Source organism: Vibrio rubrogenes (assembly GCF_059641415.1).
In genome coordinates, this window is record NZ_JCARSY010000003.1 from 138,417 (window position 1) to 153,149 (window position 14,733).

The 14,733-nt window shown below is 44.2% G+C and carries 13 protein-coding genes and 2 tRNA genes; 11 read left to right on the forward strand and 4 right to left on the reverse strand.

What is annotated here, in order from left to right; genetic code table 11:
• Positions 1-5: 5 nt before the first annotated feature.
• Entirely contained in the window at positions 6-1,298 is a 1,293-nt protein-coding gene (gene shyC / locus AC55NX_RS03985; protein ID WP_496994556.1) for a peptidoglycan DD-endopeptidase ShyC, read from the reverse strand.
• 129 nt (positions 1,299-1,427) lie between these two features.
• On the opposite strand from shyC, the gene tyrS reads away from it, so the two are divergent.
• A complete protein-coding gene (gene tyrS, locus AC55NX_RS03990) occupies positions 1,428-2,615 on the forward strand; it encodes a tyrosine--tRNA ligase (RefSeq protein WP_496994557.1) in 1,188 nt (395 codons plus the stop codon).
• Positions 2,616-2,653: 38 nt separating this feature from the next.
• Here tyrS and dacB read toward each other — a convergent pair whose 3' ends face one another.
• Together dacB and AC55NX_RS04000 are read right to left on the reverse strand one after the other, a co-directional pair.
• Complete coding sequence (gene dacB / locus AC55NX_RS03995) at positions 2,654-4,087, reverse strand: serine-type D-Ala-D-Ala carboxypeptidase (RefSeq protein WP_496994649.1); 1,434 nt, start codon at positions 4,085-4,087, stop codon at positions 2,654-2,656.
• 108 nt (positions 4,088-4,195) lie between these two features.
• Positions 4,196-5,212, reverse strand: a complete 1,017-nt coding sequence (locus tag AC55NX_RS04000; RefSeq protein ID WP_496994558.1) for a porin — start codon at positions 5,210-5,212, stop codon at positions 4,196-4,198.
• Between the two features lie 576 nt (positions 5,213-5,788).
• Between AC55NX_RS04000 and greA the strand changes: the two genes are divergently transcribed.
• Positions 5,789-6,262: a transcription elongation factor GreA gene (gene greA / locus AC55NX_RS04005; protein WP_496994559.1), complete on the forward strand. Its 474-nt coding sequence runs from the start codon at positions 5,789-5,791 to the stop codon at positions 6,260-6,262.
• 65 nt (positions 6,263-6,327) lie between these two features.
• Here greA and yhbY read toward each other — a convergent pair whose 3' ends face one another.
• The gene (gene yhbY, locus AC55NX_RS04010) at positions 6,328-6,624 is read right to left on the reverse strand and encodes a ribosome assembly RNA-binding protein YhbY (protein ID WP_021020609.1); all 297 of its coding nucleotides are present in this window, start codon (positions 6,622-6,624) and stop codon (positions 6,328-6,330) included.
• A 122-nt stretch (positions 6,625-6,746) separates the two neighbouring features.
• On the opposite strand from yhbY, the gene rlmE reads away from it, so the two are divergent.
• From rlmE to nusA, 9 genes are all read left to right on the forward strand, one after another.
• Positions 6,747-7,376, forward strand: a complete 630-nt coding sequence (rlmE, locus tag AC55NX_RS04015; protein WP_496994560.1) for a 23S rRNA (uridine(2552)-2'-O)-methyltransferase RlmE — start codon at positions 6,747-6,749, stop codon at positions 7,374-7,376.
• Positions 7,377-7,474: 98 nt separating this feature from the next.
• Positions 7,475-9,436, forward strand: a complete 1,962-nt coding sequence (gene ftsH, locus AC55NX_RS04020; RefSeq protein WP_496994561.1) for an ATP-dependent zinc metalloprotease FtsH — start codon at positions 7,475-7,477, stop codon at positions 9,434-9,436.
• 61 nt (positions 9,437-9,497) lie between these two features.
• Positions 9,498-10,334, forward strand: a complete 837-nt coding sequence (gene folP / locus AC55NX_RS04025) for a dihydropteroate synthase (RefSeq protein ID WP_496994562.1) — start codon at positions 9,498-9,500, stop codon at positions 10,332-10,334.
• Positions 10,335-10,350: 16 nt separating this feature from the next.
• A complete protein-coding gene (glmM, locus tag AC55NX_RS04030; protein ID WP_496994563.1) occupies positions 10,351-11,691 on the forward strand; it encodes a phosphoglucosamine mutase in 1,341 nt (446 codons plus the stop codon).
• A gap of 257 nt (positions 11,692-11,948) precedes the next feature.
• Positions 11,949-12,290, forward strand: a complete 342-nt coding sequence (secG, locus tag AC55NX_RS04035) for a preprotein translocase subunit SecG (RefSeq protein WP_496994564.1) — start codon at positions 11,949-11,951, stop codon at positions 12,288-12,290.
• A gap of 10 nt (positions 12,291-12,300) precedes the next feature.
• Positions 12,301-12,384: transfer RNA gene (locus AC55NX_RS04040), tRNA-Leu, on the forward strand.
• Between the two features lie 58 nt (positions 12,385-12,442).
• Positions 12,443-12,519: transfer RNA gene (locus AC55NX_RS04045), tRNA-Met, on the forward strand.
• Between the two features lie 238 nt (positions 12,520-12,757).
• Positions 12,758-13,213 (forward strand): ribosome maturation factor RimP, encoded by a 456-nt coding sequence (gene rimP / locus AC55NX_RS04050; protein WP_496994565.1) that lies wholly within the window; start codon positions 12,758-12,760, stop codon positions 13,211-13,213.
• 21 nt (positions 13,214-13,234) lie between these two features.
• Entirely contained in the window at positions 13,235-14,722 is a 1,488-nt protein-coding gene (nusA, locus tag AC55NX_RS04055) for a transcription termination factor NusA (protein WP_496994566.1), read from the forward strand.
• The last annotated feature ends 11 nt before the right edge of the window (positions 14,723-14,733 follow it).

Genomic DNA, 14,733 nt, shown 5'->3' on the forward strand with positions numbered 1-14,733 from the left:
GTGCCTTAACGTTTTGCATACATCAGATGACTGAAGCGTTCTAGCTGTTGCAGTCTGATTTTTGCGTTGGCAATAAATGTTTGTTTCGCTTGCCCTTTGAGTGATGCTGATTGAGGGAGTGACACTGTCCTTGGATTTTTGTGTACCCCGTGAACTAAAAATTCGTAGTGCAGGTGTGGCCCCGTGACTCGACCTGTCCCCCCCAAAGCTCCGATTTTTTGCCCTTGTTTCACCCGTTGCCCGGTTTTTACAAAGCGACGTTTCAGGTGAAGGTATTTGGTCATATATGTATTACTGTGTTTGATAAAAACATAATTACCGTTGAAGCGGTTATAACTCGATTTGACGACAACACCATCTCCGGCAGCCCAAATCGGTGTTCCGACCGGTGCAACATAATCGGTGCCGCGATGCGGTTTGACTCTTCCGGTCACCGGATGAAGTCTGCGTGGATTGAAGTTCGATGAGACACGACGAAAATCAAGCGGAGAACGCAAGAATGCTTTCTTCATGGCTCGTCCGGTTTCATCATAATAATCGCCATTGTCATCGTTGATAATGGCTTTAAATGTCGTGCCCTGATTGGTAAACGTTGCAGCAATGATATTACCCTTGCCGACGATTTCTCCTTCGACGACTTCTTCCAGATAGAGCAGGCTGAATGTATCTCCCTTGCGAATATCCAATGCAAAATCGATATCCCAACCAAAAATACCAGCCAGTGCCATAATTTGATTCGGCGTTAAACCGGCATTGATCGCAGCATTCCAGAAGTTCGATGTAATTTGGGCTTCAGCATAATTATATTGATAATGTACTTCCTTTTTATCTAACCTCGCGGTAAAGCCATGCTCTGACTTGGTAATCATAAACGCTTCATAGGTTGAGAGGCTTCGTCGTAGTTGCACGAGCTGATCATTTTCGTCAAAGCCGAAACTGAGTTCGTCCCCGGGACGGAGCCGGGTGAGTTGTTGTTTGATCTCCGGATCACTGGCGGTTAATTCATACAAGAGACGTGACGAAAGCCCGATACGCTGAAATAAAACGGCGGCACTTTCTCCGGACTTTACCTGATATTGTTCCCACCGAAGTGTTGCCGTCGGCGGAATTGTTACACCGGGAGAAAGCGCTTCAGCATTAATGGAGAGTGGATAATGACGACCGATTTCGAACTGTTTTTCTTTTCCTTGGAGTTCTTTGGGATTGGGCAGGAAAAAAATAGCGATCACGATTAAAGCGGAGAAACACCCAATCAGTGTTTGATGTAATCGTGGCAGACGAGCAAAAATAGACAACATATAGACAGCGTTTTACCGATGGTTGATAAAATCCTTAGAACAATAGTTTAACTGGTTTCAAAATGCATCGCTATTCAAGTAATATATCTAACTAATAAATTTCTGCCAAATTTGTGGGAGCGAACGAGAATGGCAACAATTGAAACCGCATTAGCTGAAATAAAGCGCGGTGTTGAAGAGCTGATTCCTGAAGAGGAACTGATAGCAAAGCTGAAAGAAGGCCGTCCGTTAAGAATTAAGTTGGGTGCTGATCCAACCGCACCGGATATTCATTTAGGTCATACTGTCATCCTGAATAAGTTGCGTGCTTTTCAGGAGTTAGGACATGAGGTGACTTTCCTCATTGGTGATTTTACCGGTATGGTCGGTGACCCGACTGGAAAAAACACTACACGTCCGCCATTGACCCGAGAAGATGTGATTCGTAATGCTGAGACTTACAAAGAGCAGGTTTTTAAAATTCTCGATCCTGAAAAAACAAAAATTCAGTTTAATTCCGAGTGGCTTTCTGAATTAGGTGCCGAGGGAATGCTTCGTTTGGCGGCCAATCAGACCGTTGCCCGTATGCTGGAGCGGGATGATTTTAAAAAGCGTTATCATAGTGGTCAGCCGATTGCGATTCATGAATTTATGTATCCGCTACTGCAAGGCTATGATTCCGTGGCGATGGAAACCGACGTTGAGCTTGGTGGCACCGACCAAAAGTTTAATTTGTTGATGGGGCGTGAATTGCAAAAAGCACACGGTCAAAAACAGCAGGTTGTACTGATGATGCCGCTACTCGTCGGTCTGGATGGCGAGAAAAAAATGTCGAAATCAGCGCATAACTATATCGGCATTAACGAAGCACCTGAAGAAATGTTTGGCAAAATCATGTCGATTTCAGATGAGCTGATGTGGAGTTATTACGATTTGCTGTCGTTCCGACCACTTTCTGAAGTTCAGCAGTTCAAGTCAGATGTTGCAGCCGGTAAGAATCCCCGGGATATTAAAATATTACTGGCGAAGGAAATTATTGCGCGTTTTCACGATGAAGCGGCAGCTGATTGTGCTGAACAAGAATTCATTGCGCGTTTCCAAAAAGGAGCCATTCCTGATGAGATGCCTGAATTCACATTTTCATCCGGCATCGCTATCGGTAATATCTTGAAGGATGCCGGTCTGGTGGGATCGACATCGGATGCCATGCGGATGATTCGTCAAGGCGCAGCCAAAGCGGCAGGTGAGAAAATCCAAGATACCAAATGGGTCCCTGACAATGGCACTTATGTGCTCCAGGTTGGCAAGCGGAAGTTTGCCCGCGTGACAATCCAGTAAAATATCGGTGAATAAAGCCTGAGGTTGTGATTCAGGCTTTATTTTATACTGGATAAGTAAGATTGTTTCTGTTGACTCATCTGAATGATATCCCGATATAGTTTATCTTCAAACCGCTCAAGTTGTGACGGAGCCTGAACGGTTTCTTCCTTATCATCCGGAAAGTAGTCCGTGATAAACTGGACAAAGAGAACCTGAGGCTGACCTTTTTTATCCAGCCCGTATCCCGCCATATTATAACTGCCATATAGAGAGCCGCTTTTGGCACTTAAATTACCTTTAACCACCGAAGAGCGCATGCTTTTGCGGTATTTCAGTGTGCCGCTCTGACCTGCAACGGGTAACAATTCGATAAGATTCAATGATGCATCATTCTGCCAGATATAACGTAACACAGCGGCCATCTGATTCGCCGTCATTCGGTTATTACGTGACAATCCGGAACCATCAACCAGTTGGGCGCTTTTGAGATCAATACCGGCTTTAGCATATAAGATCTGTTTGATCGCTTCAGTCCCATTGGCAAAACTGCCAGCCTGAACAAAGAATTGATGGCCCAGTGTTTTGGTTACATTATTGGCGATTAGGTTATCAGACTCTTTCAGCATAGTATCAAGCAACTCAACCAGTGGTTTGGATTCGTGATGAGCCAAGACTTGTTGTAATGGTTTTGGAGGGCGTCCGACGATGACTTCTCCTGTGAGCGTAATTCCCAGTTGATTGAGAGTTCGGTAAACGATACGTGTCGCGTAAAGGCTGGGATTCTGGAGCGCAAATTTTAAAGGGAGCGGCGAACTGCGCTGGACCAGACACCCGGATAAACGATAGTTGTTTTCGACATTGCTACGTAACTCAAGATCACAAAGCTGCTGCTTTTGCTCTTGTAATGAAACGGTTTTCGCCTGAGTCGACACATGGATGGGATATTGCTCCGGAATATAAACACGGGTGTTACCATCCGTTTGCGTATAAATCGAACCGGGAACACAGTTTTCGTCTAATACAATTACACTTGACGGGGCGCTGTAGCATACCCCCAGAATATCCCACGGCCAGCCTACGGCTCTTTCGTATCCGCTGAACAGTGTATTATCGAGCCACAAATCTCCGTCAATTTTCTTGATACCTTGTTGTTTCAGTGCCACAAACATCTGTTTCAAATCATTGGTCGTGAGCTGAGGATCCCCACTAAATTGGAGAATCAAATTATTATCTGCACGACCTAATAAAGTCTTGAAGCGGAATTGATCACCCAGTTCTAATTTAGCAGCCAGCGCGGTAATCAGTTTCATGGTGCTGGCGGGGGGATAGAATGACGGACTGCCGGTATCGATTTCTCGTAGGTGGGTATCCAGTTGCTCAACGATCAGTGCAGTCCGGCTGGTTGATGGTAGCAGATGGGTATAAGGCGTCGCCTGAGCTGCGCATAACTCTGCGGTCAGAATAAAACAGGCGATAGTAAACAGAAGCATCCGAAGCACAAAGCAATCCAATATATAATCATGTCATGTGACTAGTATAACCAGATAAAAAAACGCCCGCTAGCGCGGGCGTTTTAAGGATCTTGAATCTGGTTCAGATTAGAAGTCGTAACGTAGACCTACAACCATTTCATCTTGTTCGTCAGCATCGCTGACAGTATCTACGCTACCAGAAGCGTTTTTATATGTATCACCTTTATCAAGCATGTTAAGGTTATAAGATACATAGCTGCGGAAGTTTGGCTGGAAGTAGTAAGCAACTTCTAACGCAAGACTATTGACGTTAGTATCACTTGTTTCACCATAGTTATATGTGGCAATCAGCTTAGTTTTGTCAATCGTGTATGAAGCTGCAAGTTCATAACCATCATAGTTATCAGCACCAGCTGCACCGTAATCGATGTGGCTGTACAATGCTGACAAGTATAGATCATTCAGTGTATAAGCAACTGTAGCAACGATTTGATTGTCGTCGTCTTGCGCACCGTAACCTAAACCTAGATCAACACCGATATCTGCCAGAGCGTAAGTTACAGAAAGACCATAGCCATCTTGTTCGTTGTCGTCGTAGGTTGTATTTACGCCAGAACCTGTCTCAATACGATCAGCAAAACGGTATTCAGCAAAGACATTCAGATTGTCAAATGAACCAGCATATTTTAAGAGGTTATCAGTACGGTCAAGTGCAGTCAGTTTGTTAACTGCATTGTCACCGTGGTATGACATGATATCAGTAAAATCAGACAGCGGAGTCAATATACCGTCTTGTTTACCGTAAGTGACTAAGCCGTAGGTACCACCCAGACCTGCATAAGTATAACGATCTTTAAAAGTACCATTGTCATTGTCTACGCTATCCGTTGTGCCATCAGCAGATGTAAATTGGCCTTCAAAATAGCCTAAGCCATACAGGTTATCATTGATTTCTTGTTTGCCTAAAAATCCTAGACGAGCACGAGATTCATCTGATGCATCACCATCTTTCAGAGAAAGAATGCCTTCGACACGTCCTTTCATCGTTAGGGATGTGCCGTCTTGGTTGTATAGTTCACCAGCGTTCACGCCAGTTGCCACTGCAGCACCTGCCACTGCAAGAGCGATCAGAGTTTTTTTCATCTTGTTAATCCTAAAATTTACTGTCCATAAACGTTGAAGAACATAATCGATCTGACCTGTTAAGCGAGGTATCGGAGCGACTATCGTCCATCATCTGTGATGCGAATGCGTACGATGCAACATAAATAAAAATCACGAAGCATTGAACTTTTCGCCTTTTTCGTAATCTAGTTGTACATGCAAAGATGAGACGAAGTTAGTAAAATGATATAAATCAACGTGATGAACGATGTTTTATTGAATGTAAATAAATATCAAATCTATGTTTTTAAACGATTTTTTTCTGTTTTTGTAAAGTTCCATTACTTAAAAAATTTGATCTATATTTATTTTTTTTTACGACTTTTTCTTCATATTTAGAATAATGTTCTGTGGCATGGATCAATTTTTCGTCTGTGCGAGTCAGTATTCTAATTTGGCGGTGTCAAAGATTTCTAAATTGGGATCTTGAATTTAGATGATTTCGCTACCAACTTTGTTTACACTGAGACAATCAATTTGAATGAAAAACTACCTAATCCTTGGGATTGGGTAGTTTTGTTTTGTCCAAAGATAACTTTGGTTTCGAGGTATAAAATGGAAAAAGTCCCAATGACGGTTCGTGGTGAGCAACTCCTTCGTGAAGAGCTTGACCGACTCCTGAAATTACGGCCAAAGATTTCACAGGCGATTGCTGAAGCTCGTGAACTGGGAGATCTGAAGGAAAATGCAGAATATCATGCTGCCCGGGAAGAACAGGGAATCTGTGAAGCCCAAATTCGTGACATAGAGTATAAACTGTCTATTGCTCAAGTCATTGATGTCACGAAGCTTGATAATTCCGGTAAAATTATTTTTGGTTCTACGGTGACTCTGGTCGATGTGGAAACCGATGAAGAAAAAAGTTACCAAATTGTTGGTGATGATGAAGCTGATATTAAAGCGGGACGTATTTCAGTAAGTTCTCCGATTGCCCGGGGACTGATTGGCAAGATCGAAGGAGATGAAGTCACCATCGTAACCCCGGGTGGTGAAAAAACTTTCGATATCGATAAAGTTGAGTATAAATAAAAATGGCTATTTATCGATGTTCTTGTTGATATGTAATAATAAAAAAGCCGCTGAAGCGGCTTTTTTTACTTTCTGGGAATTTCAATTCTTCGTTGTTCTGAAGGACGGTATAATACCAGCACCTTGCCGATGGTTTGGATTTTTTCAGCACCGGTTTCTCGAATAATTGCATCAATAATCAGCTGCTTGGTTTCCCGATCTTCCGATACAACTTTGACTTTGATTAATTCGTGATGATCAAGTGCAATTTCGATCTCTGCAAGCACGGCTTCTGTCAGGCCATTTGCGCCCATGAGAACGACGGGTTTCAAATGGTGGGCTAAGCCCTTTAAATGCTGTTTTTGTTTTGTGCTTAGGTTCATGATGCAGCCAATTTAATTTACTATATGAGGGTTGAAAACAGCTATTTTAGCGCCATCTATGGAAGATGACCACATCTTCCGTCCCTTGTTTATCAGGTGAAGTAATTTGTATTGGAACAGAAATGAGTAAAAATAAGCATTCTGCGAGCTCAGGCCGATGGCTGAAAGAGCATTTTGATGATAAATATGTAAATGATGCGAAGAAGAAAGGTTATCGTTCTCGTGCTATCTTCAAACTAGAAGAGATCCAAGGAAAAGATAAGCTACTCAAACCGGGAATGACAGTGGTTGATTTGGGTGCTGCTCCTGGTGGATGGTCTCAGTATGCTGCGAATGTTGTCGGTGATTCGGGTCAGGTTATCGCCTGTGATATTTTGCCGATGGATTCGATTGCCGGTGTTGCTTTTCTCCAAGGTGATTTTCGGGAAGAGTCTATTTTAAATGCGTTACTCGATAGAATTTCTCCGAACCTTGTCGATGTTGTGATGTCTGATATGGCACCCAACATGGCCGGAAATTTATCTGTTGATCAGCCCAGAGCAATGTATTTGGTAGAATTGGCCTTAGACATGTGTCGACAAGTACTTGCTGAGAATGGTAGCTTTATTGTCAAAGTTTTTCAGGGAGAAGGCTTTGAGCAATACGTGAAGGATGTCCGGTCACTGTTTAAAGTGGTTAAAATAAGAAAACCAGACTCATCGAGGGCGCGCTCTCGGGAAGTCTATATTGTAGCAACTGGTTACAAAGGGTAACCATTTACGGGGCTCAGGCGCTGTCGATACGGTAGCGACATACTATAATCTGTAGTACCCTACCTTTAATTACAACTAGTTATCGCGAGGCTTACACCTTGAGTGACATGGCAAAAAATTTAATATTATGGCTGGTTATCGCCGTTGTCTTAATGTCCGTATTTCAGAGCTTTGGCCCTGGAGATAATAGTGGCAGGGCGGTTGACTATACCACTTTTGTGAAAGAAGTGGGGCAGGGTCAAATTCAGGAAGCCCAATTCAAAGATAGTGAGATTACGTTTACCCGCCGAGGCAGTAGTACTCGTTATGTAACGTACATGCCAGTGTACGATCAGAAGCTACTTGATGATCTGATTAATCAGAATGTAAAAGTTCAGGGAACGCCTCCTGAAGAACAAAGCTTACTGGGGACGATTTTCATCTCTTGGTTCCCGATGATTCTCTTGATCGGTGTCTGGATCTTCTTTATGCGACAGATGCAGGGCGGTGGCGGTAAAGGTGCCATGTCGTTCGGTAAGAGCAAAGCCCGCATGATGACAGAAGAGCAGATTAAAACGACGTTCGGTGATGTTGCTGGTTGTGATGAAGCGAAGGAAGATGTTAAAGAGCTGGTTGATTATCTGCGTGACCCGAGCCGTTTTCAGAAGCTTGGCGGAAAAATTCCAACAGGTGTTTTAATGGTTGGTCCTCCGGGGACCGGGAAAACGTTGTTAGCGAAAGCAATTGCCGGTGAGGCGAAAGTCCCGTTTTTTACCATTTCAGGTTCTGATTTTGTTGAAATGTTCGTTGGGGTCGGTGCTTCTCGGGTCAGAGACATGTTTGAGCAGGCCAAAAAGGCTTCTCCTTGTATAATATTCATCGATGAAATTGATGCTGTCGGGCGTCAGCGTGGTGCCGGTGTCGGCGGCGGGCACGATGAACGTGAGCAGACATTGAACCAAATGTTGGTTGAAATGGACGGTTTTGAAGGACATGAAGGCATCATTGTTATCGCTGCGACCAACCGTCCGGATGTTTTAGACCCTGCGTTGTTACGTCCCGGTCGTTTTGACCGTCAGGTTGTGGTTGGACTGCCAGATATCCGTGGTCGTGAACAGATCCTGAAAGTTCACATGCGTAAGGTTCCGACTTCTAACGATGTGGATGCTTCACTGATTGCTCGTGGTACACCAGGTTTTTCTGGTGCAGATTTGGCGAACTTGGTCAATGAAGCTGCACTGTTTGCGGCTCGTGGGAATAAACGTAATGTTTCGATGGTTGAGTTTGAACTGGCGAAAGACAAAATTATGATGGGTGCTGAGCGGCGCTCCATGGTGATGTCAGAAGAAACCAAAGCGTCAACAGCATATCATGAGGCCGGGCACGCGATCGTCGGACGTTTAGTGCCTGAGCATGACCCTGTTTATAAAGTGTCGATTATTCCGCGTGGGCGCGCTTTAGGTGTCACCATGTACTTGCCTGAGCAAGATCGCATCAGTATGTCTCGGCAACATTTGGAGTCAATGATTTCCAGTCTTTATGGTGGACGTCTTGCTGAAGAATTGATTTATGGTGCAGATAAAGTATCAACCGGGGCTTCAAACGATATTGAGCGCGCAACCGATATTGCACGTAAAATGGTGACCCAGTGGGGATTCTCCGAAAAATTAGGTCCATTGCTGTATACCGAAGAAGAAGGTGAAGTTTTTCTGGGAAGAAGCGTCACGAAAACGAAGCACATGTCTGACGATACAGCAAAATTGATCGATGATGAAATTCGTAAAATTATTGATCGAAATTACGAAAGAGCGAGAAAGATCCTGTTGGATAATATGGATATCATGCATTCGATGAAAGATGCATTGATGAAATATGAAACCATCGATGCGGGTCAGATTGATGACTTGATGGATCGGAAGCCTGAGATTAGGGAACCTGCAGGTTGGGTTGAACAGGAGCTCGCGGCTCAAGAAAAAATGAAGTCGACTGAGCAGACTGGTGATTCGACGCCTGATAAGACTCAAAATGAGGAACCGCAGGACAAATCAGATAGTGATGATCAAAATGGACGAACTGAGTAAATCGTCTTGTCTGTGAAAAAAGCCCCGGTATAGTCGGGGCTTTTGCTATTATGGGAGTGTTATGGAGATTCGGACATCCAATAAAACCTTAAGTTTGAGTTGTCCTCAGGTGATGGGGATTTTGAATACCACGCCTGATTCTTTTTCTGATGGCGGACGGTTTACCTCTCCGGAAAAAGCATTAGCTCATGCTGATTCAATGATTCGCGCCGGGGCAACAATCGTTGATGTCGGTGGAGAGTCAACTCGCCCGGGAGCGGCTGAAGTCACTGTAGAAGAAGAATTGAAACGGGTGGTTCCTGTGGTTAGCGCCATTCGACAAAAATATCCGGACATATGGATTTCTGTTGATACAAGTAAAGCTGAAGTGATGCAACAGAGTATTGATGCCGGCGCGGATCTGATTAATGACATTCGTTCACTTCAGGAGCCGGGCGCATTAGAGGTTGTTGAGAAGGCGGATATTCCCGTCTGTTTAATGCACATGCAAGGGCAGCCCGAAACCATGCAGGATCGCCCTGAATATCGTGATGTTCTTCAGGAAGTCTACACGTTTTTAAGTGACAGAATTACCGTATGTGAAAAGGCTGGTATTAGACGAGAAAACATTATCCTTGATCCTGGCTTTGGTTTTGGCAAAACGCTTGAGCATAATTACCATTTATTAGCGAATCTGAAAATTTTTCATCAGTTTGGCTTACCATTGCTAATTGGGTTGTCCAGAAAAACAATGCTGCATAAATTTCTTGGTAAACAACCCGTTGATTGTATGGTTGCGAGTGTCGTCTGCGCTGCGGTTGCTGCCATGCAAGGCGCACAGATCTTCCGAGTTCATGATGTCGATGAAACCGTTGAAGCGATGAAAATAATCAGTATGATTCAAGCGAATCAATCATAAGAAAATAGGAATGTCGATGTCGAATCATAGACGCTATTTTGGTACCGACGGAGTTCGGGGAAAGGTCGGACAGTTCCCTATCACCCCTGACTTCGTGATGAAACTCGGATGGGCTGCCGGTCGAGTTTTATCGAAACAGGGAACCCGTAAAGTGATTATCGGTAAGGATACTCGTATCTCCGGCTATATGTTGGAATCAGCGCTGGAAGCCGGTTTGGCTGCTGCCGGTCTCGAAGCCACGTTAACTGGACCGATGCCGACACCTGCTGTTGCTTACCTGACACAAACTTTTCGCGCTGAAGCAGGGATCGTGATTTCTGCATCTCATAATCCATATGATGATAATGGTATCAAGTTTTTTTCTTCTGAAGGGACAAAATTACCGGATGAGGTGGAGCTCGAAATTGAGCAAGAACTGGATAAAGTGATTGAGTGTGTTCCTTCCGCCGAACTAGGCAAAGCCTCTCGCTTAACCGATGCTGCCGGCCGTTATATCGAGTTTTGCAAAAGCACTTTCCCATCCAGATTAAGTTTGTCTGGGTTAAGAATTGTCGTAGATTGCGCACATGGGGCAACATACCATATCGCACCAAGTGTTTTCAGAGAGCTGGGCGCCGATGTGATTGCTATTGGTGTGAATCCAAACGGTTTAAACATTAACGAACAGGTCGGTGCGACTGATATCAGAGCACTCCAGCAGAAAGTGCTGGAAGAAAAGGCAGATATAGGTTTGGCGTTTGATGGTGACGGAGATCGTATCATCATGGTAGACGCACTGGGACGCAAAGTCGATGGTGATCAAATTGCCTATATTATTGCTCGATATTTGCTACGCAAAGGAGAGCTGAAAGGTGGTGTTGTCGGTACATTGATGACCAACCTTGGCATGGAGGTCGCGTTGAAGCAACTGGGTATACCGTTTGCCCGGGCAGCTGTCGGGGACCGATATGTCATGGAAAAGCTGCTGGAAAAAAACTGGAAAATCGGTGCCGAGAATTCAGGGCATGTGATCTTACTGGATAAGATGACAACCGGCGATGCGATTGTTGCCGCTCTACAGGTTTTGACGGTCGTCGTTGATAGCGAAATGTCATTGAGTGAATTATCCAACGGCATGAAACTTTTCCCACAGGTACTGGAAAATGTTCGTTTCAGCGGGGATTCTAATCCACTCGATGCCGAGGCAGTAAAACAGTGTGTTGAGGCAGTTGAAGCTGAATTAGGGGACAAAGGGCGAGTCCTGTTGAGAAAATCAGGTACTGAACCCTTACTTCGAGTTATGGTTGAAGGTGAAGATGAAACACTAGTTCGGGAATCCGCCTTAAAAATCGCTGATGTCATCAAGGCAAATTGTTGAATCTGAAAAAGGAACCCTCAATACGATGAGGGTTCCTTTGCTTAGATTCATGCTGTTTGAATGATGAAAAGACTGAGGTTGTCCCTTTTTTAACCGCTTAACCATGAATTTGAAAAAAAAGTAATTTATCCTCTTGCCAGTTTTAAATCCTTTCGTTAGTATTGCCCCCACTTCCGAGACGGAGGTCGCTAGCCTAGTTCAAGTCGATAGATAAGAACGGCGCTGGCTCAACAATTTGGAACATAGGTGGATATGTTATGTTTACAGTTCTACTTGTGATTTACCTGTTGGCAGCGGTTGCTATCATCGGATTGGTGTTGATTCAACAAGGTAAAGGCGCAGATATGGGAGCCTCATTCGGGGCTGGTGCTTCAAATACAGTATTTGGTGCCGGTGGCTCTGGAAACTTTTTAACCCGAATGACTGCAATTTTTGCAATAGTATTCCTAATTGTTAGTTTGGTATTGGGGAACTTATCAACACATAAAGCGAAATCGCAATGGGTTGATCCTGCTCAGAACCAAGCGGTTCAAGAGCAAACTCAGACTGATGATGGTGTTCCTGCTGATAACTCAAACGGCAGTGAAATACCACAGTAAAGAGAATTTAGCCGAGATGGTGAAATTGGTAGACACACTAGCATGAGGTGCTAGCGCCTATGGTGTGAGGGTTCGAGTCCCTCTCTCGGCACCATTATTCTTTACAAACTTGTAAATGAAGATTGAGAGCGTATAATGCTCGACAAGTCGGACGCGGGGTGGAGCAGTTTGGTAGCTCGTCGGGCTCATAACCCGAAGGTCGTCGGTTCAAATCCGGCCCCCGCAACCAATTTTTTGTTGAATTGGTTGTTGCAGGTTTGATAGTGAGAATAGTATCTCACTATGTGTTAAGACGCTGTCTTAACATTCAGGGTCCAGCATAGATAAAAACCCCGACTATCGGGGTTTTTTGTTATCTGATTCTTGTGTATGAGTAGTGCTGACTGCTCATATATTAAAGATTTGGTCTGTTTGCTTGGAATTGAAATTGGGCTCATAGCCCTTTTTTTGTTTCTGGAGTCGTTTAAATGACAGGGTTAGAAAAACAACTTTCTGAATTACTTGAGGCACCCGTTGTTGCTGCAGGTTATGAATTAGTCGGATTAGAGTTTGTTCGTGCCGGAGCACACTCGACGCTACGAATTTATATTGATCACGACAACGGTATTACTGTGGATGACTGTGCTGAGGTTAGTCGTCAGGTCAGTGCTGTGCTTGATGTGGAAGATCCTATTTCTGTGGCTTATAACCTTGAAGTTTCTTCACCTGGCGTAGACAGACCTTTATTTAAATCTGAACACTATGAGCAATTTATTGGTCACGAGGTCAATATTGTTTTGAAAATGGCTGTTGGAAACCGCCGCAAATGGAAAGGTATCATCCAATCGGTTGATGGTGAAACTATTGTGGTTACTGTTGATGGGCAAGAAGAACAATTCGCGCTCAGCAATATTTCAAAAGCTAATCTGATCCCTAAATTTTAAGTCTTAAAGAGGCTGGAAATAATGAGTAAAGAAATTTTAGCGGTAGTTGAGGCGGTTTCAAACGAGAAGGCTGTTCCTCGTGAACGTATTTTTGAAGCGCTTGAAACTGCGTTGGCAACTTCGACTAAGAAAAAATACGACATTGACATTGATGTTCGTGTTGCTATTGATAGAAAGACTGGTGAGTTTGAAACATTCCGTCGCTGGTTGGTTGTAGAAGAAGTTCTGAATCCGACCAAAGAAATTTCAGTCGAAGCGGCTCAATTTGATGATGATTCCATCGAATTGGGCGACTTTATTGAAGATCAAATTGAATCGGTTAAGTTTGACCGAATCACCACCCAGACTGCGAAACAAGTGATTGTCCAGAAAGTTCGTGAAGCTGAACGGGCACAAATTGTTGAGCAGTTTATTGATAATGAAGGTGAGCTGGTTACCGGCGCTGTGAAAAAAGTTAGCCGAGATAGTATTATCCTTGATCTCGGGAATAATGCAGAAGCTGTTATTTTACGGGAAGATCAACTTCCCCGAGAAAACTTCCGTCCTGGTGACCGCGTTCGCGGTTTGCTTTATGCAGTCAGACCTGAAGCGCGTGGGTTCCAGCTCTTCATTACTCGCTCTAAGCCTGAAATGCTGGCTGAATTATTCCGTGTTGAAGTACCTGAAATTGGTGAAGAATTAATTGAGCTGAAAGGCGCATCTCGCGATCCGGGTTCGAGAGCTAAAATCGCGGTGAAAACCAACGATAAGCGCATTGATCCGGTTGGTGCATGTGTTGGGATGCGTGGTGCCCGGGTTCAAGCGGTTTCCGGCGAATTGGGTGGTGAGCGTATTGATATTGTGCTGTGGGACGATAACCCAGCTCAATTTGTAATTAATGCAATGGCACCAGCTGATGTCGCTTCTATCATCGTTGATGAAGATGCTCATTCGATGGACATTGCTGTTGAAGCCGACAATCTAGCTCAGGCAATTGGTCGTAGTGGGCAGAATGTTCGTTTGGCCTCTCAGTTAACTGGCTGGGAACTCAATGTGATGACAGTTGAAGATCTTCAGAAGAAACATCAAGAAGAATCAACAGAATCGATTGAGTTGTTCATGAAGCATCTGGCTATTGAGCAGGACTTTGCTGAATTGTTGGTTGAAGAGGGCTTCTCCACATTAGAAGAAGTTGCTTATGTACCGGTGAATGAGTTGCTTGAGGTTGACGGGTTGGATGAAGACCTTGTTGAAGAATTGCGTACTCGTGCAAAAGATGCACTGACAACTCTGGCTTTGGCTAGAGAAGAATCACTGGATGGAGGTGAGCCTGCTGAGGACCTGCTGAATCTATCTGGTCTTGAGCGTGAAATGGCTTACAAACTGGCAGCTAAAGGGGTTATCACTCTCGAAGATTTGGCTGATCAGGGAATTGATGATCTTGAAGGTATAGAAGGACTGACAGAAGAACGCGCCGGAGAATTAATTATGGCTGCGCGTAATATTTGTTGGTTTGGCGAAGACGCGTAATTTTCAGCAAG